This is a genomic window from Burkholderia sp. BCC1993, assembly GCF_905339865.1.
Classification (GTDB): domain Bacteria; phylum Pseudomonadota; class Gammaproteobacteria; order Burkholderiales; family Burkholderiaceae; genus Burkholderia.
The window spans coordinates 36,680-58,872 of record NZ_CAJPGZ010000003.1 but is presented as its reverse complement, the minus strand read 5'-3'; the positions used below and the strand labels follow the sequence as shown (position 1 = coordinate 58,872).

The window sequence follows — 22,193 nt, the reverse complement described above, 5'->3', positions numbered from 1 at the left end:
AGACCAGCCTGGAGGAGACACCATGACGAACCGCCATCTGCAGGACCTGCTCGACCAAGCACGCGAACTTCAACCGGCGACGTCGCAGCGCCGCCGCGATTTTCTGCGGTTGTGCGCGGCGGCCGGCATCGCGCCGACGCTGCTGTCGCTCGGCGCGAAGGACGCGCGCGCGTCGAACCCGAAGGAAATCGTGCTCAGCGCATGGGGCGGCGAAGCGCGTTCGGCGTTCCGCTCCGCGTACATGGACCCGTTCACGAAGGCGAGCGGCATCCGGATGGGCTACGACTCGTCGCCGGAGGACGGCAAGATCAAGGCGATGGTCGAGAACCGGAACGTGATCTGGGACGTGATGGATCTCGACGGCTTCGCGGCGATCAAGCTCGGCAAGCAGGGCTTCCTGCGGCCGATCGATTATTCAGTCGTGGGCCGCAATACGCTGCCGGGGCTCGCATCGGACTTCGGCGTGCCGTCGTACCTGCTGAGCTACGTGCTCGTCTACGACGCGCGCAAGTTCGGCGCGAATCCGCCGAAGAACTGGGCCGATTTCTGGAACGTCGGCAAGTTTCCGGGCAAGCGCGGGCTGTGGAAATGGATGGGCGGCGCGCTCGAAGCTGCGCTGATGGCCGACGGCGTCGACAAGGACAAGGTCTATCCGATCGACGTGCCGCGCGCGCTGCAGAAGCTGAAGGCGCTGCGCTCGAATGTGCTGCTGTGGGATTCGGGCGCGGACAGCCTGCAGCTGCTGCGCAGCGGCGAAGTCAGCATGGCGTGCATCTGGCATACGCGCGCGAACGTGATCCAGCGCGAGAGCAACGGCCGGTTCCGCTATACGTGGGAGCAGGGGCTCGCGTCGTGCGACGTATGGGGCGTGCCGAAGAACAATCCGTCGGGCGACGCCGTCTGGCAGTTCATCAAGTTCGTGCAAGGCGTCGAGCCGCAGGTGCGCCTGCTGTCGCTGCTCGGCAACGGGCCGGTGACGCCGGCCGCGACCGCCGCGGTGCCGCAGGCGCTGCGCGCCGACAACCCGGGCACGCCGGAGAACTGGGCGAAGCAGTGCAAGGTGAATCCCGAGTGGTGGGCGCAGCACTACGAAGCGACGCTCGCGCAGTACACCGACCTGATGTCGTCGTGAGCCGCCTCGTGAGCGTGACGCCATGAATACCCTGTCTACTCCCGTCCCGGGCGCGGTCCCGCTCGGCCGCGCGAAGGCCGATCGTTACTGGCTGCTCGTCGTGCCGCTGCTCGCGGTGCTGATCGTGCTGTACGTGTATCCGCTCGTGCGTGTGCTGTGGCTCGGCTTCACCGTGCCGGAGCCCGGCCTGCACAACTATGCGCGGCTGCTCGGCAATCACGGCGTGCATCGCGTGCTGTGGACCACGCTGCGCGTATGCGCGGTCACGACCGTGTGTGCGGTCGCGCTCGGCTATGCGATTGCGTATGCGATGGCGCACGTCGGCCCGCGTCAACGGATGGCGCTGATGTTCGGGCTGCTCGTGCCGTTCTGGGCGTCGGTGCTCGTGCGCGCGTTCTCGTGGCTGTTCCTGCTCGGCGAGCAGGGTCTCGTCAACACGCTGCTGCTGCGCATCGGGCTGATCGACGCGCCGCTGCCGCTGATGCGCAACGAGGTCGGCGTCGTGATCGGGATGATCCACTTCATGATTCCGTACGCGGTGCTGCCGCTGTACGCGAACATGAAGGGTATCGATCCGCAGCTCGCGCGCGCGTCGCAGGGGCTCGGCGCGGGCGCGTTCGTCACGTTCCGCAAGGTGTATTTCCCGCAGACGCGACCGGGCATCGTCGGCGCGGCGATCCTCGTGTTCATCTTCTCGCTCGGCTTCTACGTGACGCCGGTGATACTCGGCGGCGGCCGCACCGTGATGATCGCCGAATACATCAGCACGCAGATCCTGCAGCTGGTGAACTGGGGCAGCGGGGCGGCGCTCGCGTCGCTGCTGCTCGCATCGATCCTGGCCGCGCTTGCGCTGCTCGCGCGTTTCGTCGACCTGCGCGAGCTGTTCGGCGCACGCTGACCCGAACGGAGGAGGTTCCGATGAACACCCGAATGACAGCAGGACGCGCGCTCGTGGTCGGCATCGCGTGGGCCGCGATCCTGTTCCTGATGCTGCCGCTACTCGTGTCGGTGCCCGTTTCGCTGACGCCGAGCGACTATCTGTCGATGCCGGACGGCGCGCTGTCGCTGCGCCACTACCGCGTGCTGCTCGACGACGACGGCTGGGTGTCGAGCTTCCTGCAGAGCGGGCTGATCGCGCTGGTGTCGTCGGCGATCTCGGTCGCGCTCGGCACGCTGTGCGCGATCGGGCTGTGGAAAGTCGCGTCGCGGCGCGGCGAGTTCGTGCGCGGCGTGATCCTGTTCCCGCTGATCGTGCCGCCGATCGTGTCGGCGCTCGCGTTCTACCGGCTGTGGGGCGAGCTCGGGATGCTCGACAGCTATCCTGCCGCGATCCTGTCGCACGTCGTGCTGTCGGTACCTTACGTCGTGGTGGCGGTTTCGGCGTCGCTCGCGACCGTCGGGCTGCGCATCGAGCAGGCATCGCGCAGCCTCGGCGCGAACGTCGCGCAGACGCTGCGCTACGTGATCCTGCCGTCGATCAGGCCGGGCGTGCTGTCGGCCGCGGTGTTCGCGTTCATCCTGTCGTGGGACGAGCTCGTCGTCACGCTGTTCATCTCGAGCCGGAACGTCTATACGCTGCCGCGCCGCATGTGGGACGGGATGCGCGAGAACGTCGATCCGGCGATCGCTTCGGTGTCCACGCTTTTGCTCGTCGCGACCTGCGTCGCGATCGGCCTGTCGCTGCTGCGCAAGCGTGCGGCCGGGTCGGTCTGAATCCAGCAGTTCAACGTTACGTTGCGGAGAAAACTCGCACCATGAAAGTCCTGATCGTTCACGCCCATCCCGAACCGCAGTCGTTCACGACGTCGATGCTGCACCGCGCGGTGAGCACGCTCGAAGCGCAGGGGCATACCGTGACGGTGTCCGACCTGTACGCGATGCAGTGGAATCCGGTCGCGAGCGCGGCCGATTTCGGCATGCGCAAGAACCCCGACTATCTCGTCTACGCGCTGGAGCAGCGCGAGAACGTTGCCGCGCACGCGATCGCGCCGGACATTGCCGCGGAACTCGACAAGCTCGCCGCGTGCGACCTGCTGATCCTGAGCTTTCCGCTGTTCTGGTGCTCGGTGCCGGCGATCATGAAGGGCTGGATCGACCGCGTGCTCGTGTCGGGCAAGGTGTACGGCGGCGTGCGCTTCTACGATCGCGGCGGGATGCGCGGCAAGCGCGCGCTGCTCGCCTATACGTGCGGCGGCCGCGACTACATGTTCGGCGCAGACGGCGTGCATGGCGAGATGGACCTGATGCTGCGCCACGTGCTGCGCGGCACGCTCGGCTACGCGGGCTTCGACGTGCTGCCGTCGTTCGTCGGCTATCACGTGCCGTACATCGACGACGCGGAGCGCGCGACCGTGCTCGAACGCTACGACGCCTATCTCGCAGAGATCGACCGGCACGAACCGATGGCGTTTCCGACGCTCGACGATTTCGACGGCGACATGCGACCGCGCGAACGCGCGCCGCAGGAAGCCGCGCAGGATTGACCACGCCCGGCCGCGTCGCTGCTGTCCCGCTTATCCATCCGACCGCATGTGAGTTCGAGCGATGACCCTGACGTCGAGCGACGTGCTGCTGTTCCTGACCGGGCTCCTGACGCTGTTCTGTCCGCCCGTCGCGATTCCGATGTATGCGGCCGTCACCGGGCATTTTCCCGACGTGACGCAGCGGCAGATCGCGTTCAGGCTGTTCGCGTGGATCGCGGCGCTGATGATCGGTGCGGTGTGGGGCGGCCAGTTCCTGCTGCGCATGCTCGGTCTCACGCTCGGCGCGCTGACGCTGACGGGCGGCCTCGTGCTGTGCCTGTGGTCGATCCCGATGATGCGCGGCACGGCGAACGACGAGCGCAGCGGCGGCGACACGCGGCTCGAATATGCGCAATGGCGCAGCTACATCGCGGTGCCGCTGATCTTCCCACTGTCGATCGGCAGCGCGGTGATGTCGCTCGTGATCACGACCGCGACGCGCTTTCATACGCCGGCCGACCTGATGGCGCTGAGCGCGGCGTGCATGCTGCATGCGGGCGTGATCGGGCTCACGTATGCGTGCTCGGCGTCGTGGTGCCGCCGGCTCGGCGAGATCGGCAGGACGCTGGTCGAGCGGCTGTCGGGCATCGTGCTGACCGCGATCGCGTTCCAGATGCTCGCACAGGGCGTGCGCGAACTGTTGCCGGGGCTCGCGCATTGACGGCCTCGCGGGGCCGCGTGCGATCCACCTCCTTACCCTGAACGATGGAAATCACATGAAAACAGTAGGCATGTACCTGGTCGACCTGCTCGCCGCCTACGGCGTCGACACGGTGTTCGGCATTCCCGGCGTGCATACGATCGAGCTGTACCGCGGGCTCGCCGGCAGCGCGCTGCGCCACGTGAGCGCACGCCACGAGCAGGGCCTCGGCTTCATGGCAGACGGCTATGCACGCGCGACCGGCAAGCCCGGCGTGTGTTTCGTGATCACCGGCCCCGGGATGACGAACATCGCGACGTCGATGGCGCAGGCGTATGCGGATTCGATTCCGATGCTGGTGATTTCGAGCGTCAACGCGTCCGGCGACATCGGCTCCGGCAACGGCCATCTGCACGAACTGCCGGACCAGCATGCGTTCGCGGAGAACATTGCCGCGTTCAGCTACACCGTGCCGCGCGCCGATACGCTGCCGCAGGCGATCGCGCGCGCGTTCGCGGTGTTCTCGGGCGGCCGGCCGCGCCCCGTGCATCTGCAGATTCCGCTCGACGTGCTCGCTGCGCCGGCCGACACGTTGCCGCCGGTGCCGGCCGCGCCGCCGCGCATCGCGCCCGGCCCCGCATCGGCCGACGGCATCGACGCATTGCGTGCGAAGGCGGCCGCCGCACGCGCACCATTGATTCTCGCGGGCGGCGGCGCACTCGACGCGGCCGCCGACGTGTGCTGGCTCGCGGAGACGCTCGACGCGCCGGTCGTGATGACGATCAATGGGCGCGGCGTGCTGCCGAGCGCGCATCCGCTCGGCGTGTCATGGTCGGCGTCGAGCGACGCGGTGCGCGCGCTGATGCGCGACAGCGACCTGATCGTCGCGCTCGGCACCGAGCTCGGCCCGACCGATTACGACCTGTATGCGACGCGCAGCTTCTCGATGCCCGCGCCGCTCGTGCGAATCGACATCGATCCGCAGCAGCTGTGCCGCAACGCGGTGCCCGCGCTGCCGCTGCTCGGCGACGTCGGCGAAACGCTGCGCGCGCTGCGGCGCGTGTGGCCGGCCGATGCGCGGGCGCGCAGCGACGGCGATGGCGTCGAACGCGCGGCGACGTGCCGTGCAGCCGCGCGGCACGAACTGAACGACGAAATGCGGCGCGATCTCGCGCTGCTCGACAGCGTGCGCGACGCGCTGCCCGATGCGGCGCTCGTCGGCGATTCGACGCGGATCGTCTATGCGGGCAACGTCGGCTTCGCGGCGTCGCGTCCGCGCAGCTGGTTCAACGCGTCGGTCGGCTTCGGCTCGCTCGGCTACGGGCTGCCGGCCGCGGTCGGCGCGAGCCTCGGCGATGCATCGCGGCCGGTGGTCTGCCTCGCCGGCGACGGCGGATTCCAGTACACGCTCGCCGAACTCGGCACCGCGGTGCAGCATCGCGCGCGCGTGATCGTCGTACTGCTGAACAACGGCGGTTACGGAGAGATCAAGCGTGCGATGGTCGACGGCGGCGTCGAGCCGGTCGGCGTGGATCTGCATACGCCCGATTTCGTCGCGCTCGCGCGTGCGTATGGATGGGGCGCGCAGCGCGTCGAAGAAGGTGCGTCGCTGGCCGGTGCGCTCAGCGAAGCGGCTGCGCACGACGCGCCGTACCTGATCGAGATTCGCGCGGCCTGAAAATGCGAACGGCCTCGCAATGCGAGGCCGTCGTGCCGGTTGTGGCGCGAGTGCGCCGGCTTGCCGGCGCGGCGCGTTGCGTGCGTTACGCGCGCTTGCGCGCCGTCTTCGACGGCGGCAGGAACGAATCGACGACGCGCAGGCAGCTCGTCAGCGCGTCTTCCGCGGTAAACGACGTCGGGTCGCGCGCGAGTTCGAGCCAGAAGCCGTCGATCACCGCCGTCAGCGTCAGCGCGGCGAGTTCGCTGTCGACGGTGCCGCCGCGCACTTCCGCGATCTGGTCGAACAGCTTCTTCAACGCCTGCCGGTAGCCGGCATACAGCTCCTTGTGCGCCTTGCGGATCACCGGATCGCTGTGCGCGACGCTCCAGAAGCCGAGCCAGACCTTCACGTTCTTCGGCGCGAACACCGGCGCGGCGAAACACACCTTGATGATCGCGTCGAGCTTGTCCTCGGGGCCGGTCGCGTTCGCGGCGGCCGCGCGCGACACGTCGAGCAGGTCGGCCGCGAGCCGCTTGTAGGTCTGCGCCATCAGTTCGTCTTTCGACTGGAAGTGATGGTTGATCAGCCCGCGCGACACCTTCGCTTCCGCACAGATGCGGTCGATCGTGGTTTCCGAATAGCTGTAGCGCGCGATGCAGCGCATCGTCGCGTCGATGATCGATTGCTGCCGCACCGCGGGTGTTTCTCGGATGCCGCGGCTGCGGGTCTGAACCGGTGCGCTGCCAGAAGTCTTTTTCACGGGGTGACCTTACGGAATCGTCATGGCACCGATTATAGGGGAGTGTCGGACGCTTGTTCAATTACAGCGACGGAACCCGCGAAAACCCTTGCTTCCGGATTATTGAAATCTGTTGAACCCTTGTTCAACAGAGCCTATACTCGACTCCGCATGAGGTTGGTCGGCCATTCAACAAGACGCCGCGATCCCGCGCGGGACGGGCGTGAGAATTCGACACAGGAGACAGCATGTTGGCGCGGGTGGAGAGCGTGAAGACGGCGGTCGAGGAGCGCGTGCAGGTGACGGACCTGCACAAGCGGTTCGGCGAGCTGGAGGTGTTGAAGGGCGTGTCGCTGAGCGCGCGCGAAGGCGAAGTGATCTCGCTGATCGGCGCGAGCGGCTCGGGCAAGAGCACGCTGCTTCGCTGCATCAACCTGCTCGAGACGCCGACCCGCGGGCGCATCGTCGTCGATGGCGAGGAGATCGGGCTGAAGCTCGACCGCAAGGGCCACACCGTGCCGACCGATCCGCGCCAGGTCGAACGCATTCGCACGCGGCTCGGCATGGTGTTCCAGAGCTTCAATCTGTGGGCGCACCGCACGGTGCTCGAGAACGTGATCGAGATGCCCGTGCACGTGCTGCGCGAACCGCGCGCCGAAGCGCTCGCGCGCGCCGAGCAGCTGCTCGAACGCGTCGGCCTCGCCGACAAGCGCAACGTCTATCCGGCGTTCCTGTCCGGCGGCCAGCAGCAGCGTGTCGCGATCGCGCGCGCGCTCGCGATGCGGCCGAAAGTGATGCTGTTCGACGAGCCGACTTCCGCGCTCGATCCCGAACGCGTCGGCGAAGTGCTGAAGGTGATCCGCGATCTCGCGTGCGAAGGCCGCACGATGATCCTCGTCACGCACGAGATGGCATTCGCGCGTGACGTGTCGAACAAGGTGCTGTTCCTGCACGAGGGACGCGTCGAGGAGAGCGGCACGCCGGCCGAGATCTTCGATGCGCCGCAGAGCGAACGCTGCCGCCAGTTCGTCAACGCGCACCGGCAACGTCACTGAACCGATGGCACGGCCCGCGCGTGCCTGCCTGCGCGGCCGGCCGCACCGATGCCGGCCGTACCGATTTCGTATCTTTCCAGCCAGGAGTCCGACCATGAAGCGTGTCGTTCGCAGTCTGCTGTGCCTGTTGAGTCTCGTTCTCGCGGCGCTTGCGCCGTTCGGTTCCGCGCATGCGTCGTCGGGCGTGCTGCGCTTCGGCGTCGCCGCCGAGCCGTATCCGCCGTTCCTGATGAAGAGCCCGACCGGGCAGTGGAGCGGCTTCGAGGCCGACCTGATCCGCGCGGTGTGCGAGCAGATGAAAGCGAAGTGCGAGATCAAGGAAGTCGCGTGGGACGGCATCATCCCGGCGCTGCTGAGCGACAAGATCGACGTGATCTTCAACTCGATGTCGATCACGCCGGAACGCCAGAAGGTGATCGCGTTCTCGCGGCCGTACTACGAGACGCCGGGCACCTTCGTCGGCGCGAAGAACCAGAAGCTCACGCTGACGCCGGACGGCCTGAAGGGCAAGGTGATCGGCGTGCAGGGTTCGACCGCGAACGCCGAGTTCATCAAGATGGCGTACGGCAAGACCGCGACGGTGCGGCTCTACAACACGCAGGACGATTGCAACTCGGACCTCGTCGCGGGCCGCATCGACACGATGTATCTCGACCAGCTCGGCATTCTCGACTTCCTGAAGTCGAAGGACGGTGCGACGTTCGAGCTGAAAGGCCCCGGCAGCGTGAAGATGGATCCGGCGATCTTCGGCTACGGCGTCGGCGCGGGGATGCGCAAGGCCGATGCGCCGCTCAAGCAGCAGATGGACCAGGCGCTCGAGCAGCTGCATGCGTCGGGCAAGTACGCGCAGATCGCGAAGAAGTATTTCCCGATCGACCTCTGGCCGCACTGATCGCACGATTTCGCGCCGACGGGCGCCACGCACGGACGAGGAGGCGGCATGGACGGTTGGGGATGGGTGAGCTACCTGGGCATGGACCCGGACGGCTGGGGCGTCGCGCTGCTGCAGGGCGCGGGCGTGACGCTCGAGATTTCGCTCGGCGCGTTCGTCGTCGGCATCGTGCTCGGGCTCCTGGGCGCGACCGCGAAGCTGTCCGGCGTGCGCGCGTTCGAGCGGCTCGCGCAGGGCTACACGACGCTGTGCCGCGCGGTGCCCGAGCTGCTGCTGATCCTGCTGCTCTACTACGCGGGCACCGACGCGATCAACCTGCTGATGACGGCGATCGGCGTCGGGCCGGTCGCGGTCAACGGCTTCGCGGCCGCGGTGATCGTGCTCGGCATCGTGCAGGGCGCGTATGCGGCCGAGATCATCCGCGGTGCGATCCTCGCGATCCCGTACGGGCAGATCGAAGCCGCGCGCGCGTTCGGCGCACCGCCCGCGCTCGTGTTCCGCCGCGTGACGCTGCCCGCGATGGCGCCGTATGCACTGGCCGGCTTCGCGAACCTGTGGCTGATCCTCGTGAAGGACAGCGCGCTGATCAGCGTGGTCGGCTACAGCGAGCTGCTCTACACCGCGAAGCAGGCGGCCGGTTCGACGCGCGAGTACCTGCACTACTACCTGATGGTCGCGGCCGTGTATTTTGCGATCACGTCGCTGTCGGGCATGCTGTTCCGCGAGATCGAGCGGCGCTTCGGCCGCTGGATGCCGGCATCGTGACCCACGTCCCGCCTTTCCACGCATCTTTCGACCGAACCGGATCAATGCCATGGATCTGAGCGTACTGTCTTCCTACGGGTCGCTGCTGCTGCTCGGCGTGCTGACCACCGTCAAGCTGCTCGTCGTGTCGGCCGTATTCGGCTTCGGGCTCGCGATCGCCGTCGCGTTCGCGCGGCTGTCGGGCAATGCCGTCGTCGCGCGCGTGAGCAAGGCGTTCACCGAGGTGATCCGCGGCACGCCGCTGCTCGTGCAGATCTACCTGATCTACTATGGCGTCGGCTCGCTGTTCGCCGGCTGGCCCGCGCTGCGCGACAGCGTGCTGTGGCCGTTCCTGCGCGACGGCTTCTGGTATGTCGCGTTCGCGCTGGTGATCAGCGTCGGCGCGTACGTCGGCGAAGTGCTGCGCGCCGGGCTGCGCGGTGTGCCGAAGGGCGAGATCGAGGCCGCGCGCGCGATGGGGATGCGCCCGTCGATGATCGCGCGGCGCGTGTGGCTGCCGCGCGCGATCCAGATCCTGCTGCCGACGCTCGCGGGCGAAACGGTGATGCTGCTGAAATCGACCGCGCTCGCGTCGACGGTCGCGGTGATGGACGTGCTCGGCGCCGCGAACTACATCCGCGCGCAGACCTTGCGGACCTACGAGCCGCTGCTGGCGATCGCGGTGATCTACGTCGTGCTCGCGTTCGCGATCGAGCGCGCGTTCGGCCGGCTCGAGCGGCGTGTGCCGGTGCGCATGCCGCGTTGAACGAACCCTTGATGGCGCGGCGGCCGGGCGGGCGCCGCGCGACGGAGAACACATGAACTATTCGAAGCTGGTCGAGCGCCTGCAGGGCAAGCGCACGACCGCCTGGGACATTCATTACGCGGCGCAGGCGGCCGTCGCGGCGGGCGAGCCGGCGATCGTGCTGAGCGTCGGCGATCCGGATTTCCCGACCCCCGACGTGATCGTCGAACGCGCGGTGACCGCGCTGCGCGGCGGCGATACGCACTACAGCGAAGTGCGCGGGCGTGCCGAGCTGCGCGCGGCGATCGCGCGCGAGCATGCGAAGGCGTGCGGGCAGGCGGTCGGCGCCGAGCACGTGATCGTGACGGCCGGCGCGCAGAACGCGCTGTTCGCGATGGCGCTGTGCCTGTGCGAGGCCGGAGACGAGGTGCTCGTGCCGGAGCCGATGTACCTCACGTACGAAGCCAGCGTGCGCGCGTCGGGCGCGACGCTCGTGCCGGTGCCGGTCGATGCGGCTCGCGGTTTTCATCTCGACGTCGACGCGCTCGAAGCAGCCGTGACGCCACGCACGAAGGCGATCTTCTTCGCGACGCCGTGCAATCCGACCGGCGTCGTGATGCCGCGCGCCGATCTCGAACGGATCGCGCGGCTCGCGTGCGAGCGCGACCTGTGGGTCGTGTCCGACGAGGTCTACGCGGAGCTGACGTTCGAGCGCGACATGGTCAGCATCGCGTCGCTCCCGGGGATGGCCGAGCGCACGGTGACGATCGGCAGCCTGTCGAAATCGCATGCGATGCCGGGCTGGCGGGTCGGCTGGGCGATCGGCCCGACCGAGCTGATCGAGCATGCGGAACGGCTCGCGCTGTGCATGCTGTACGGACTGCCCGGCTTCGTCCAGCAGGCGGCCGTCACCGCGCTCGACAACAAGGCCGCGATCGTCGCCGACATGCGCGAGCTGTATCGGCGCCGCCGCGACCTCGCGTACGCGCGCCTGCGCGACGTGCCGGGGCTGCGCTGCCTGCTGCCGGAAGCCGGGATGTTCATGATGGTCGACGTGCGCGGCACGGGGCTGGATGCGCACGCTTTCACGTGGGGGCTGTTCCGCGCAAAGCAGGTCGCGCTGCTCGATGCGAGCGCGTTCGGCGAGACGGCGTCGGGTTTCGTGCGCTTCGGCTTCGTCGTCGACGATGCGAAGCTCGCCGACGCGTGCGCGCGCATCGCGGCATTCGTCGCGAGCCTCGGCGGGAACGCGCGCGCGGCGTCGTGATGCACATCCCGAACCGGAAGGAGGAGCGACGATGATCGAAACGCTGACGTGGCAGGTGCAGGGCGACGGCGGCCAGCCGCTCGCGATCCGCGCGTGGCGGCTGTCGGGCGGCGACGGGCCGCGCGTACACCTGCAGGCCGGCGTGCATGCGGACGAGATCGCCGGCATGCTCGTGCTGCACCGGTTGCTGCCGCAACTTTGCGCGGCCCACGATCGCGGCGTGTTGCGCGGCACGGTGACGGTCGTGCCGCAGGCGAATCCGCTCGGGCTCGCGCAGTTCCGGCAAGGGCGGCTGCTCGGCCGCTTCCACGACGCGACGCATCGCAATTTCAACCGGCACTTTCACGAATCGACTGCCGCGCGACGGCCCGCGACGACGTTCGCCGCGTGGCAGCGCACGCTGTTCGACGCCGCGTGCGACGCCGACATCGTGCTCGATCTGCACACCGATTCCGAGGCGCTGCCGTACGTGTACCTGCATCGCGATCTGTGGCCGGCCGGCCGCGATCTCGCGGCCGCGCTCGGCGTGGACGTCGCGATCCTGTGGGACGAGGACGACGACGGCGCGTTCGAAGGCGCGATCGCCGCGCACTGGGCGCGCAACGGCGATTTGCGCGAGCGACTCGTCGCGACGATCGAACTGCGCGGCCAATCCGACGTGTCCGACACGCTCGCCGAACGCGATGCCGACGGCATCCTTGCGTTCCTGCGCGGCCGCGGCGTGATCGCGGAACCGGCGGGCGTGCGCGACTGGCATGGCGACGCCGTGCCGATCGCGCACATGGAAACCGTGCTCGCGCCGGTGTCGGGCGTGCTCGTGTACGAACGCGAACTCGGCGCAACGGTCGACGCCGGCGAGCGCATCGCGCGGATCGTCGCGCATCCGGGCGTGCCCGGCAGCGAGCACGTGCTGGTGGCGCCGCAAGCCGGGCGCATCGTCACGCGCAATCGCGAGCGGCTGGTCGCGCAGGGCGACGTCGCGTTGAAGCTGACCGGGTCGCGGCCGTCGGCAGGCTGGTCGGGCGGTGCGCTCGATCCGTGAGCGGCAATGACGCGGCCCGCGCATGACTTCCGTTATCGCGCGTGAATGACTGCGCGAGCGATTCGATTCACGGATAATGCGCAAACGTTTTACCGGTATTCGACCGGATTGAATTGCTGGATCGAGAATCGAAGAATAAATGTCCGGATGCGATTATTCCGCGCTGCCCGGCAAGCGGCCAGCGCCTCGAAGGCTGAAGGTTAACGGCCCATTCGCGGAAAACTTTAGGATTTTCCAGCCGCAATTAATCATTGCGATTTTCTCAACGGCCGATTGATTTTCAGTCATCGGACAGTCATACACCATCCCCGATAATTCGCCGCTCACATTCTTTCAATAGGCCAGAGCGCGATCGAAGCCGGATCGCTGCGGGGAGCTGTACTCATGACCATCCGTCATCGCATTACGCTGCTAGTCGTCCTGACGTTTTTCGCGCTGTCCGCGATCGGCGTGTACGCCGTGTACCAGACGCGCAAGAGCGCGTCCGAAGTGCGTCAGGTTACCCAGGGAATCGTGCCGAGCGCGCTCGCGTCGGCGGATCTCGTCGCCGATGTGAAGAACATCCAGATCGCGACGATGACGCTGGTGTACGCGCCCGACGCGAACACCGCCGCGCAGGCGCGCGACGAACTGAAGGCGAAGCAGGGTGCGCTGCACGCCGCGCTCGACGCCCAGGCGAAATCGGCGGTCGGCCGCGCACAGGAAGGCCTTGTCGCGCAGGCGAAGGACAGCGCCGCGAACTACTTCGCCGCGATCGACGACACCGTGAAAATGAAGGCCGACGGCAAGCCCGAGATGGCGCAGGCGTACCTGTTCGCGAACGTCGCGCAGTATCGCGACGAACTCGAGAGCATCGTCGACACGCTGCGCGTCGAGAAGAACCGCCAGAAGGACGACGCGATCCGTGCGCTGAACGGCATGCTCGCGACGACGGCCACCGCGATCGCGGGGGTGGCGGGCACGGTGATCGTGCTGCTGACCGCGCTCGGCTTCGTGCTGTATCGCCAGATCACGCGTCCGCTGATCGGGATGCAGACGGCGATGAGCGAGATCGCGACGAGCCAGGACTTCACGCGCCGCGTGCCGGTGGGCCGGATGGACGAGATCGGCCATTCGATCGTCGCGTTCAACGGGATGATCGAGAAGATCCAGGAGAACGCCGCGCAACTGAAGCAGAAGACGGCCGACATCCAGGCGATGCTGCAGAACATGCAGCAGGGGATCCTGACCGTCGTCGAAGGCGGGGTCGTGCATGCGGAGTATTCGGCTTACCTGGAGACCATCTTCGAGACCGGCGACATCGCCGGGCGCGACCTGATGGCGCTCGTGTTCGACGATTCGAGCATCGGCGCCGACGCGCGCTCGCAGGTCGATGCGGCCGTGCATGCGTGCCTCGGCGAGGACAGCATGAACTTCGCGTTCAACGAGCACCTGCTCGTCAACGAAGTCGCGAAGCGGATGCCGGACGGCCGCGAGAAGTGGCTCGACCTGAGCTGGTCGGCGATCACCGACGAGTCCGACACGGTCGTGCGGCTGATGCTGTGCGTGCGCGACGTGACCGAGATTCGCGAGCTGACCGCGCAGGCCGGCGAGCAGCAGCGCCGCCTCGAGATGATCGGCGAGATCCTGTCGATCAGCCAGGACAAGTTCCACGACTTCGTGCACAGCGCGAAGGGCTTCCTCAGCGAGAACGAGCGGATGATTCGCCAGCATGAACGCGCGGATCACTCGATCGTCGCGGCGCTGTTCCGCAACATGCACACGATCAAGGGCAATGCGCGCACGTACAGCCTGCAGCACCTGACCAACATCGTGCACGAAGCGGAGCAGGCGTACGAATCGCTGCGCCGCGCGGACGGCGGCCCCGAGTGGAACCGCGATGCGCTGATGGACGACCTGGCCCGGGTGCGCGAGGCGGTCGACCACTACGCGACGATCAACGCGGTCACGCTCGGCCGGCATGGCGAGGCGGCGCAGCATGGCGGCGCCGACTTCCTGATGGTGGAGCGCGCACATATCAGCGAGAGCCTGCGCATGCTCGACGGCGCCGATCCGGCGAACGCAGGCGACTGGCACGCGGCGCGCGATTCGGTGCGCCGCCTGTTGAGCCAGTTCGGCACGCAGGGCATCGGCGATGCGCTGGGCGGCGTGATCGAATCGCTGCCGTCGCTCGCGGCCGAACTCGGCAAGCCGGCGCCCGTCGTGCATATCGACAGCAACGGCCATCGCGTGCGCAGCGAGATCGGCGCGACGCTGACGAACGTGTTCATGCACCTGCTGCGCAACGCGATCGACCACGGCATCGAAACGTCCGACGAGCGTCGCGCGGCCGGCAAGGCGCCGGCCGGCAAGATCGACATCGCGGTCGACGTCGACGGCGAGGCACTGCGCTTCGTGCTCGGCGACGACGGCCGCGGCCTCGCGCTCGACCGGATTCGCGGGATCGCGCGCGAGCGCGGCTGGATCGACGCCGGCAACGAAGCCGGGTTGACCGACGAAGCCGTGGCCGAACTGATCTTCCGCCCGGGCTTCTCGACCGCGCGCGCGGTGACCGAGGTATCGGGGCGCGGCGTCGGGATGGACGCGGTGCGCAACTTCCTGAAGCGCGACGGCGGCGATATCGCGCTGCGCTTTACCGACGATCGCGTCTGCGCGTCGTATCGCGCGTTCGAGACGATCGTGTCGCTGCCGGCGCGTTTCTCGGCGGACGATGCGGTCAACGGCGTGGCCAACGCTGCGACGCGCGAAGCCGGGCAGCCGGCGCACGCCGTGAACGTCGACGCAACGGAGTGATCGTGCAAGCGTGGATGATCCCGATCGGCGCCGCGCTCGCGGGCGGACTGGTGGTCGCGGCGGTTGCCGCGATCGTATCGCGCATCGCGCGCGCGCGGCTCGTTGCCGCGCTGACGCGCGAAGCGGATGCGTTGCGCGCCGCGCTCGGCGCGGCCGATGCGCGGGCCGACGAAGCCGCGGCGGCACATGCAGAAGCCGCACAGGCATGGACGCGCCGCGAAACGGAGCTCGAGGACACGCTGGCGCGCGAGGCAGCCGGCACCGGCGAGCAGCGCGACGCGCTGCAGGCGCTCGCGGCCGAGCGCGCCGCGCTGTCGCAGCACGCGACGAAGCTCGCCGACGAAGCCGCGCGGCTGCGCGGGCTGGCCGGCACGTTCGAGCGCTGGCACGAGCAGATGATCTCGCTGACCACGCAGAACCAGGACATGCGCACGAAGAACCAGGAGCTGTCGGCGATCGTCGCACACGTGTCGATCGTATCGCTGAACGCGTCGATCGAGGCCGCGCGCGCGGGCGCCGCGGGACGCGGCTTCTCGATCGTCGCGAGCGAGGTGCGAGGGCTTGCCGCGCGCTCGCAGCAACTGTCGAACAGCTATCGCGACAGCCTGAACCGCAACGATCTCGTGACGGCCGCGACGTTCCAGGACATCCAGGCCGGCGGCAAGATGATCACGGCCGCGCTTGCGACGGTCGAGACGCTGGCCGGGCAGCTGCATGCACGGCTCGAAGGAGCGGCGGCGTGATCAGTGCGCAGGCCCGCGCCGGTTTCGAGCGGATCTTCTTCGATGCGGCGCGCACGCGGCTCGCGTCCGGCGGCGCGTGCGAGATCCGGCCGGCTGTCGACGACGCACACGGCGCATCGCATGACCCATCCCGCACGAAGTCGCGCGCGATGCCGAAGCTCGCAGAGCATGTCGCAGTCCTGACGATATCCGCGCTGCATTTCCGGCTGCTGCTCGCGCTGCGCTTTCGCGACGACGAGCCGGCGCGCCGCCATTTCGCTGCGGCGACACCCGGCGCGAGCGCGCAGCGGCCGCTGCCCGAAGCGTTCATGGAAATCGCGAACCTGTGCTGCGGCGCGATCAACCAGGCGCTGACCGTTCCGTTCCCCGATCTCGGGATGTCGACGCCTTACCTGCTGAGCGGCGCGAGCATCGACTACCTGCCGGCGCTGAATCCCGACCACGTGGCCGCGTACGACGTGACGCTCGACGGCGACGTGCGGATCGGCGCGACGCTGTGCGTGTGCGCGAACGCGCCGGTCGATTTCCACGTGCCGGAAGCGGCGAGCGTGGACACGGGCGGCGAGCTCGAACTGTTTTGACCGATTGCGAGGACTCCGCGACATGACCGTAGACCAACCCGTCAGCAAGGTGCTCGTGCTCGACGACAGCCGCGCGCATGCGGCGACGCTCAAGCGCTTCTGCGACGAGCACAACCTGGTCGGCCTGACCGTGCGGCGCAACCGGCTGCTGAAGGTGCTGCGCTCGAACATCGATCTCGGCGCGATCCTGCTCGCCGAGGACTACGGCGGTTCGCCGGACGAAAGCGCGATCATCGCGACGCAGATCGATGCGCTGCGACCGGAGCTGCCGATCATCCTGCGTCGCACGTCGGATGCGTCGCGCGACGGGCTGCCCGATGCGCTCGCGCGCGTCGCGTGCGCGGCCTACGTCGCCGACGACCTGACGCCGCTCAAGCGCGCGATCGACGAATACCTGTTCGGCCGCGACTATCCGAACGCGCTCGTGCGCGGCATCGCGGAGATCACCGAGGCGCGGCTCGACAGCCTGTTCCCGGGCCTCGCGATCGAGCGCGACACGCCGTGCATCGTGCGCGACCAGATCATCTTCGGCGAGGTGTTCAGCCTGATCGCGCTGGAAAGCGCATGGTGCCGCGGCTACATGCTGCTGCAGACGAGCGAGCAGCCGCTGCTCGACATGATCGGCGGCACGCGCGACGACGGCCGCGCACCCGATTTCCGCGACGTGAACAGCGTGCTCGGCGAGCTGACCAACCTCGTGTGGGGCGCGTTCAAGAACCGCTATCTCGGCGACGCGGAGGCCCTTGCGCGCCATCCGGTGCAGGTGCCGCTCGTCGTCAATCACAAGCAGAAGTTCATTTCGTTCGGCGGCGACTGTCCGCAGCTCTGTTTCAAGTACCGGATGACCGACCCCGCATCGGGGCGGTCGGTGCGGCTCGACCAGCGTTTCGTGTTCAGCCTGAGCTGGTCGCCGGAGGATTTCCGCGAATCCGTGCAGGACGTGGGGCCGATGGTCGAATCGGGCGAACTCGAACTGTTTTGAATATTGAAGTCAGCAACGACGAAAGGGGAAGACGGCATGGCAAAGATTCTGGTGGTCGACGATTCGGGCACGGTGCGCGACGAAGTCGCGGGTTTCCTGCGCAATCACGGGCTCGACGTCGCGACGGCGATGGACGGCAAGGACGGGCTCGCGAAGCTCAAGGCGACACCCGGCGTACGTCTCGTGATCAGCGACGTGAACATGCCGAACATGGACGGCCTGACGATGGTCGAGAAGATCCGCGGCGAGCTTGCGAATACGTCGGTCAACGTGGTGATGCTGACGACTGAAAGCAGCCCGGCGATGAAGGAGCGCGGCAAGGCCGCCGGCGTGAAGGGCTGGATCGTGAAGCCGTTCAAGGGCGATGCGGTGCTCGACGCGCTGAAGAAGCTCGCGGGCTGAGCCGATATTCGGCGGGAGCGGGTTCGATACCGGTTGAGTGTTCGAGTTTGCGGTTCGGGACGCGCGACCGCTGCGTCGCCGGTTGCAACGGGACGTTCGCAGGCGAGCATGCCGAGTACGCGCAGGGCGGTGCGATCCGCATTCAGGACGGCGCGACAGGCGAAATTCGCGATGTGCGCTCCTGCACGCGGCCCTGACCACGCACGCGAGTGGCGCGCCGCCCGATTCCCGCGAACGTCTGCTTCGCCGGCGGTCCGTCCGCTTCGCTGGACGTCACACGCAAACTGGAGGACGATTCGTGATCATGTCGATCGCGAATCCGGACGCGTGTTGCCCGTGCCGCCGGTTCGCGTCCGATCGAACCCCATCGAGCGGAACATCATGGAATCCAGTCACGAGATGGCCGAACCGATCCTGCTGCGCGAGGCCCACGACGGCGTCGTCACGCTGCGGCTGAACCGGCCAGAACGGTTCAATGCGCTGTCAGAAGCGATGCTGGCGAGCCTGCAGGACGCGTTCGATTCGCTGGCCGCCGATCCGCACGTGCGCTGTGTCGTGCTCGCCGCGCAGGGCAAGGCGTTTTGCGCGGGCCACGACCTGCGGCAGATGCGCGGCAAGCCTGAACTCGATTATTACCGCACGCTGTTCGCGCAATGCAGCCGCGTGATGCTCGCGATGCGCGCGTTGCCGGTGCCGGTGATCGCACGCGTGCAGGGCATCGCGACGGCGGCCGGCTGCCAGCTCGTCGCCGCGTGCGACCTCGCCGTTGCGGCCGACACCGCGCGCTTCGCGGTGTCGGGCATCAATGTCGGGCTGTTCTGTTCGACGCCTGCCGTTGCGTTGAGCCGCAACGTGTCGGCGAAGCGCGCGTTCGACATGCTCGTCACCGGGCGTTTCATCGATGCGGCGACGGCCACCGCGTGGGGGCTCGTCAACGAGGCCGTGCCCGAGGATGCGCTCGACGCGGCCGTCGCGCGCAAGGTTGCGGAGATCGTCGCGAAGAGCCCGGCGGCGGTGCGCTACGGCAAGCAGATGTTCTACCGGCAGCGCGAACTGCCGCTCGACGACGCATACGCTTTCGCGGGCGACGTGATGGCGCGCAACATGATGGAAGAAGACGCCGGCGAGGGGATCGATGCGTTCCTGGAGAAGCGCAAGCCGACGTGGCGTGCGTAGTTCGTAGCGCGTGGCACCGGTGGACCGGTTGCGCTCGCGGGGCGGGGTCTGCGTCCCGCCTGTGCTTCGCCGTTGGCACATGCCGCAAAAGCAGACCGCAAAAACAGGCCGCAAAAACAAACGGGCCGCTCGACGCGGCCCGCAAGCGGATTCCGGGCGTCCGGATGCGCAGCGACCCGCGAGCGTGCCGCCGCCTCCGCGCCCCGGGTTATCGCCCGTAGCTGCCCGTGCGCAGCGCCGGCTGCACCGTCGACGCGCCGGGCGGCACGATCACGACCGGCACGCGGCGCGCGAGCGCGCACATCAGCTCGTAGCCGATCGTGCCGCTGGCTTCCGCGACGTCGTCGACCTTCACCTGATCGCCCCACAGCTCGACGCTCGAGCCGATGCCCGCGTCCGGACACGGCGTCAGGTCGACGGTCAGCATGTCCATCGACACGCGGCCGACGATGCGCGTCATCACGCCGTCCACCGCGATCGGCGTGCCGGTGGGCGCGTGGCGCGGATAGCCGTCCGCGTAGCCGCACGCGACGACGCCGATCCGCATCGGCTGGCCGGCGGTGAAGCGGCGGCCGTAGCCGACCGTTTCTTCCGGCGCGAGCGTCTGCACGCCGATGATCTTGCTGGTCAGCGTCATCGCGGCCATCAGCGGCGTGTCGGCGATATGCCGCGACGCGCCGGTCGGCGACGCGCCATACAGGATCGTGCCCGGCCGAACCCAGTCGCGATGCGCGCGCGGATGCCACAGCACGGCCGCCGAATTCGATGTCGAGCGCTCGCCCGGAATCCCGGCGGTGGCCGCATCGAACTGCTCGAGCTGCCAGTCGACTTCGCCTTCGTCGGCGTTCGCGAAATGCATCATCAGCGTGATCTTGCCGATCGACGGCGCGGCCGCCGCGCGCTCCCACGCGGCGCGGAATGCGTGGGGCCGGTAGCCGAGCCGGTTCATCCCGGAGTTCATCTTCAGCTGGATGTCGATCGGCTGCCGAGGCTTCGCGGCGATCAGCAGGTCGAGCTGCGCGTCGCAGTGCACGGCCACCGTCAGCCGTTGGCGGTCGGCCAGTTCGACGTCGGCCGGCTCGAAGATACCTTCGAGCAGCAGCACCGGCTTGTCCCAGCCGAGTTCCCGCACGCGCACGGCTTCGCCGAGATCGAGCAGCGCGATGCCGTCGGCGGCAGCGAGGCCCGGATAGATCCGCTCGATCCCGTGACCGTATGCGTTGGCCTTGATCACGGCCCACACGCGCGATTGCGCGGCGGTGCGGCGGATGAAGTCGAGGTTGTGGCGGACGGCGTCGGGACGGATATGGGCGACGATGGGACGGGGCATGGGCGGGCTCGGGTCGAAAGTCGTTCGGTGCGCGCGCGGCGACGCGGCGCGGGTCGGCGGGCTGGCGCGGCGACGCGCCCAGCCAGTGTTGAGCGCTATCTTATTGGTGTTCGACCAGTTTTAATTAACGTATTTATCGGTGATTTGGTGGAATTTTTGGTGCGGGACCCATCCGGCCACGGCGTTCGGCAGCCTTCGATGCCGAGTCTCCCGTCTAGAAAACCGGCGCGCGAACAGCGCGACGCAATGCTAAGCTCTGCGCGATCCTGTCATTGATCAATGTAATCATAAAGGAGGAGACTTTGATGACGACGTCCCAGCTGTGCCTGTTCATCGTGGCACTGTTGCCGTTCCCGATGACGTTCCTGGCCAAGGCCCGCAAGGGCTACGACAACCACACGCCGCGCGAGTACCTCGCGAAGCTCGAAGGCTGGCGCGCGCGGGCGCAGGCCGCGCACCAGAACGCGTGGGAAGCGTTCGCGCTGTTTACCGCCGCGCTGGTGGTCGCATGGCACAACGGCGCGAACGCGCATCACGTCGACCAACTGGCGATGGCGTTCGTCGCGATCCGCGTCGTCTACATGCTGATGTACCTGCTGAACTGGGCGTCGCTGCGCTCGCTCGTGTGGTCCGGCGGGATGGCGTGCGTCGTCGCGCTGTTCTTCGCGACGCCGTGACGCGGCAGCGAACCGGCGATGCCTGCGCCCGCTGTGCGCGTGGGCTCGCTACGCACCGCCCGCGCCGCGCGCGTGACTGTCGTTGGATGCGGGCGCAACGATCTTCGCGCGCTGGAGCGGCGGTGCATCGGCTTCGCGGCGCAGGAACGCGATCAACGGATCGAGCAGCCGGTGCCGCGCCGACGGATTACGGCGCAGCACGAAGCGCCATGACGCATCGCGCTCGAGGCCCGGCACCAGCGGCACCAGGCGGCCGCTGCGCAGTTCGGGCTCGATCAGCGGCACACGGCCGAGCGCAATGCCCGCGCCGCCCACCGCCGCGCCGATCACCTGGCTGAAACTGCTGTAACGGACGATCTTCGTCTCGAAGTCGTCCGGCAGGCCGAAGTGCACGGCCCAGTTGCGCCAGTCGATCTCCGGGCTGTTCTCATGCATCTCCTGCAGCAGCCGCGAGCGGCACACGTACCCGGATGCGTACGGGAACAGCTCGGGGCTGCACACCGGAAACACGGTTTCCCGCATCAGGATGTCGTCGTCGGCGCGCAGCCGGTGCGCGGGCACGTGCACGATCGCGAGATCGACGCCGCTGCGCGCGAAATCCGGTTCGTCGTCGACCACGACCGCATGCAGCGGCGTGTCGGGATGAAGCGACGAGAACTCCGCGAGGCGGCGTGCGAGCCACATCGACGAAAACGGCGCGTTGGCGGACACCGTCAGCCGTTGCGCGGTGGTGCCGCGAATCTCGGCGCACGCGTCGGTCAGCTTCGACAGCGCATCGCTGACGGCCGGCAGCAGGCGGGCGCCCGCTTGCGTGAGGCCGATGCCGCCGAGCCCCGTGCTGCGTTCGAGCAGGCGGGCACCCAGCGATTCCTCGAGCGCGCGGATCTGGTGACTGATCGCGGTCGTCGACACGTTCAGCTCGGCCGCCGCGCGCGCGAACCCGCCGAGGCGGACGGCCGCCTCGAAGGCACGCAGCGCGCTGAGGGGTGGGAGGTGCGACATGCGGGGTATTGTAGTTGACTCAACACCCGTTGAAAAATCATCTTTTGCCGCGCGTCGGGGGCGCGGGTA

The 22,193-nt window shown here is 68.0% G+C and carries 22 protein-coding genes; 19 read left to right on the top strand and 3 right to left on the bottom strand.

The window, feature by feature from the left end; genetic code table 11:
- Positions 1-22: 22 nt before the first annotated feature.
- The 6 genes from U4Y91_RS05330 to U4Y91_RS05305 all read left to right on the top strand — a co-directional run bounded on the left by U4Y91_RS05330 (position 23) and on the right by U4Y91_RS05305 (position 5,972).
- Positions 23-1,132, top strand: coding sequence for an ABC transporter substrate-binding protein (locus tag U4Y91_RS05330; RefSeq protein WP_321803873.1), 1,110 nt, complete (start codon positions 23-25; stop codon positions 1,130-1,132).
- Positions 1,133-1,154: 22 nt separating this feature from the next.
- The gene (locus U4Y91_RS05325) at positions 1,155-2,030 is read left to right on the top strand and encodes an ABC transporter permease (RefSeq protein WP_321803871.1); all 876 of its coding nucleotides are present in this window, start codon (positions 1,155-1,157) and stop codon (positions 2,028-2,030) included.
- 20 nt (positions 2,031-2,050) lie between these two features.
- Positions 2,051-2,845, top strand: coding sequence for an ABC transporter permease (locus U4Y91_RS05320; protein WP_124488859.1), 795 nt, complete (start codon positions 2,051-2,053; stop codon positions 2,843-2,845).
- Positions 2,846-2,886: 41 nt separating this feature from the next.
- Entirely contained in the window at positions 2,887-3,615 is a 729-nt protein-coding gene (locus tag U4Y91_RS05315; protein WP_321803869.1) for an NAD(P)H-dependent oxidoreductase, read from the top strand.
- Between the two features lie 61 nt (positions 3,616-3,676).
- Positions 3,677-4,315 carry a MarC family protein gene (locus U4Y91_RS05310; protein ID WP_321803867.1) on the top strand — a complete coding sequence of 213 codons (639 nt, stop codon included), beginning with the start codon at positions 3,677-3,679 and terminating at the stop codon, positions 4,313-4,315.
- 55 nt (positions 4,316-4,370) lie between these two features.
- On the top strand, positions 4,371-5,972 hold the full coding sequence (locus tag U4Y91_RS05305; RefSeq protein WP_321803865.1) for a 5-guanidino-2-oxopentanoate decarboxylase: 1,602 nt from the start codon (positions 4,371-4,373) through the stop codon (positions 5,970-5,972).
- Between the two features lie 85 nt (positions 5,973-6,057).
- Here U4Y91_RS05305 and U4Y91_RS05300 read toward each other — a convergent pair whose 3' ends face one another.
- Positions 6,058-6,714 carry a TetR family transcriptional regulator C-terminal domain-containing protein gene (locus tag U4Y91_RS05300; protein ID WP_321803863.1) on the bottom strand — a complete coding sequence of 219 codons (657 nt, stop codon included), beginning with the start codon at positions 6,712-6,714 and terminating at the stop codon, positions 6,058-6,060.
- A gap of 227 nt (positions 6,715-6,941) precedes the next feature.
- Here U4Y91_RS05300 and U4Y91_RS05295 point away from each other — a divergent pair, with 227 nt between their 5' ends.
- The 12 genes from U4Y91_RS05295 to U4Y91_RS05240 all read left to right on the top strand — a co-directional run bounded on the left by U4Y91_RS05295 (position 6,942) and on the right by U4Y91_RS05240 (position 19,115).
- Complete coding sequence (locus tag U4Y91_RS05295) at positions 6,942-7,748, top strand: ABC transporter ATP-binding protein (protein ID WP_321803861.1); 807 nt, start codon at positions 6,942-6,944, stop codon at positions 7,746-7,748.
- Positions 7,749-7,842: 94 nt separating this feature from the next.
- Positions 7,843-8,640, top strand: a complete 798-nt coding sequence (locus U4Y91_RS05290) for a transporter substrate-binding domain-containing protein (protein WP_257775333.1) — start codon at positions 7,843-7,845, stop codon at positions 8,638-8,640.
- Positions 8,641-8,688: 48 nt separating this feature from the next.
- The gene (locus U4Y91_RS05285; RefSeq protein ID WP_321803860.1) at positions 8,689-9,405 is read left to right on the top strand and encodes an ABC transporter permease subunit; all 717 of its coding nucleotides are present in this window, start codon (positions 8,689-8,691) and stop codon (positions 9,403-9,405) included.
- A 49-nt stretch (positions 9,406-9,454) separates the two neighbouring features.
- Positions 9,455-10,150 carry an ABC transporter permease gene (locus U4Y91_RS05280; protein WP_044843935.1) on the top strand — a complete coding sequence of 232 codons (696 nt, stop codon included), beginning with the start codon at positions 9,455-9,457 and terminating at the stop codon, positions 10,148-10,150.
- A gap of 52 nt (positions 10,151-10,202) precedes the next feature.
- Positions 10,203-11,396, top strand: a complete 1,194-nt coding sequence (locus tag U4Y91_RS05275; RefSeq protein WP_321803858.1) for a pyridoxal phosphate-dependent aminotransferase — start codon at positions 10,203-10,205, stop codon at positions 11,394-11,396.
- Between the two features lie 31 nt (positions 11,397-11,427).
- Positions 11,428-12,438 (top strand): succinylglutamate desuccinylase/aspartoacylase domain-containing protein, encoded by a 1,011-nt coding sequence (locus U4Y91_RS05270; RefSeq protein WP_321803856.1) that lies wholly within the window; start codon positions 11,428-11,430, stop codon positions 12,436-12,438.
- Positions 12,439-12,822: 384 nt separating this feature from the next.
- Positions 12,823-15,231 (top strand): MCP four helix bundle domain-containing protein, encoded by a 2,409-nt coding sequence (locus tag U4Y91_RS05265; protein WP_321803854.1) that lies wholly within the window; start codon positions 12,823-12,825, stop codon positions 15,229-15,231.
- Positions 15,232-15,233: 2 nt separating this feature from the next.
- Positions 15,234-15,974 carry a methyl-accepting chemotaxis protein gene (locus U4Y91_RS05260; protein WP_321803852.1) on the top strand — a complete coding sequence of 247 codons (741 nt, stop codon included), beginning with the start codon at positions 15,234-15,236 and terminating at the stop codon, positions 15,972-15,974.
- Positions 15,971-16,555: a hypothetical protein gene (locus U4Y91_RS05255; protein ID WP_321803851.1), complete on the top strand. Its 585-nt coding sequence runs from the start codon at positions 15,971-15,973 to the stop codon at positions 16,553-16,555. The genes U4Y91_RS05260 and U4Y91_RS05255 overlap by 4 nt, the downstream gene beginning before the upstream one ends.
- A 22-nt stretch (positions 16,556-16,577) precedes the next feature.
- Positions 16,578-17,537, top strand: coding sequence for a chemotaxis protein CheX (locus U4Y91_RS05250; protein ID WP_321803849.1), 960 nt, complete (start codon positions 16,578-16,580; stop codon positions 17,535-17,537).
- A gap of 36 nt (positions 17,538-17,573) precedes the next feature.
- On the top strand, positions 17,574-17,939 hold the full coding sequence (locus tag U4Y91_RS05245) for a response regulator (RefSeq protein ID WP_175914803.1): 366 nt from the start codon (positions 17,574-17,576) through the stop codon (positions 17,937-17,939).
- 381 nt (positions 17,940-18,320) lie between these two features.
- Complete coding sequence (locus tag U4Y91_RS05240) at positions 18,321-19,115, top strand: enoyl-CoA hydratase (protein ID WP_321803847.1); 795 nt, start codon at positions 18,321-18,323, stop codon at positions 19,113-19,115.
- A gap of 208 nt (positions 19,116-19,323) precedes the next feature.
- On the opposite strand, the gene alr is transcribed toward U4Y91_RS05240, so the two are convergent.
- Positions 19,324-20,445 carry an alanine racemase gene (gene alr, locus U4Y91_RS05235; RefSeq protein WP_321803846.1) on the bottom strand — a complete coding sequence of 374 codons (1,122 nt, stop codon included), beginning with the start codon at positions 20,443-20,445 and terminating at the stop codon, positions 19,324-19,326.
- A gap of 305 nt (positions 20,446-20,750) precedes the next feature.
- Between alr and U4Y91_RS05230 the strand changes: the two genes are divergently transcribed.
- Positions 20,751-21,122, top strand: coding sequence for an MAPEG family protein (locus U4Y91_RS05230; RefSeq protein WP_321803844.1), 372 nt, complete (start codon positions 20,751-20,753; stop codon positions 21,120-21,122).
- 48 nt (positions 21,123-21,170) lie between these two features.
- Here U4Y91_RS05230 and U4Y91_RS05225 read toward each other — a convergent pair whose 3' ends face one another.
- Positions 21,171-22,124 (bottom strand): LysR family transcriptional regulator, encoded by a 954-nt coding sequence (locus U4Y91_RS05225; protein ID WP_321803842.1) that lies wholly within the window; start codon positions 22,122-22,124, stop codon positions 21,171-21,173.
- Positions 22,125-22,193: the final 69 nt, after the last annotated feature.

Excerpts from the sequence above, each read along its gene's own strand:
- U4Y91_RS05320 (WP_124488859.1), top strand. The coding sequence starts at position 2,051 with ATGAACACCCGAATGACAGCAGGACGCGCGCTCGTGGTCGGCATCGCG.
- U4Y91_RS05245 (WP_175914803.1), top strand. The coding sequence starts at position 17,574 with ATGGCAAAGATTCTGGTGGTCGACGATTCGGGCACGGTGCGCGACGAA.
- U4Y91_RS05315 (WP_321803869.1), top strand. The coding sequence starts at position 2,887 with ATGAAAGTCCTGATCGTTCACGCCCATCCCGAACCGCAGTCGTTCACG.
- alr (WP_321803846.1), bottom strand. The coding sequence starts at position 20,445 with ATGCCCCGTCCCATCGTCGCCCATATCCGTCCCGACGCCGTCCGCCAC.
- U4Y91_RS05295 (WP_321803861.1), top strand. The coding sequence starts at position 6,942 with ATGTTGGCGCGGGTGGAGAGCGTGAAGACGGCGGTCGAGGAGCGCGTG.
- U4Y91_RS05250 (WP_321803849.1), top strand. The coding sequence starts at position 16,578 with ATGACCGTAGACCAACCCGTCAGCAAGGTGCTCGTGCTCGACGACAGC.
- U4Y91_RS05280 (WP_044843935.1), top strand. The coding sequence starts at position 9,455 with ATGGATCTGAGCGTACTGTCTTCCTACGGGTCGCTGCTGCTGCTCGGC.
- U4Y91_RS05290 (WP_257775333.1), top strand. The coding sequence starts at position 7,843 with ATGAAGCGTGTCGTTCGCAGTCTGCTGTGCCTGTTGAGTCTCGTTCTC.
- U4Y91_RS05265 (WP_321803854.1), top strand. The coding sequence starts at position 12,823 with ATGACCATCCGTCATCGCATTACGCTGCTAGTCGTCCTGACGTTTTTC.
- U4Y91_RS05325 (WP_321803871.1), top strand. The coding sequence starts at position 1,155 with ATGAATACCCTGTCTACTCCCGTCCCGGGCGCGGTCCCGCTCGGCCGC.
- U4Y91_RS05310 (WP_321803867.1), top strand. The coding sequence starts at position 3,677 with ATGACCCTGACGTCGAGCGACGTGCTGCTGTTCCTGACCGGGCTCCTG.
- U4Y91_RS05330 (WP_321803873.1), top strand. The coding sequence starts at position 23 with ATGACGAACCGCCATCTGCAGGACCTGCTCGACCAAGCACGCGAACTT.
- U4Y91_RS05285 (WP_321803860.1), top strand. The coding sequence starts at position 8,689 with ATGGACGGTTGGGGATGGGTGAGCTACCTGGGCATGGACCCGGACGGC.
- U4Y91_RS05225 (WP_321803842.1), bottom strand. The coding sequence starts at position 22,124 with ATGTCGCACCTCCCACCCCTCAGCGCGCTGCGTGCCTTCGAGGCGGCC.
- U4Y91_RS05275 (WP_321803858.1), top strand. The coding sequence starts at position 10,203 with ATGAACTATTCGAAGCTGGTCGAGCGCCTGCAGGGCAAGCGCACGACC.
- U4Y91_RS05305 (WP_321803865.1), top strand. The coding sequence starts at position 4,371 with ATGAAAACAGTAGGCATGTACCTGGTCGACCTGCTCGCCGCCTACGGC.
- U4Y91_RS05270 (WP_321803856.1), top strand. The coding sequence starts at position 11,428 with ATGATCGAAACGCTGACGTGGCAGGTGCAGGGCGACGGCGGCCAGCCG.
- U4Y91_RS05240 (WP_321803847.1), top strand. The coding sequence starts at position 18,321 with ATGGAATCCAGTCACGAGATGGCCGAACCGATCCTGCTGCGCGAGGCC.
- U4Y91_RS05230 (WP_321803844.1), top strand. The coding sequence starts at position 20,751 with ATGACGACGTCCCAGCTGTGCCTGTTCATCGTGGCACTGTTGCCGTTC.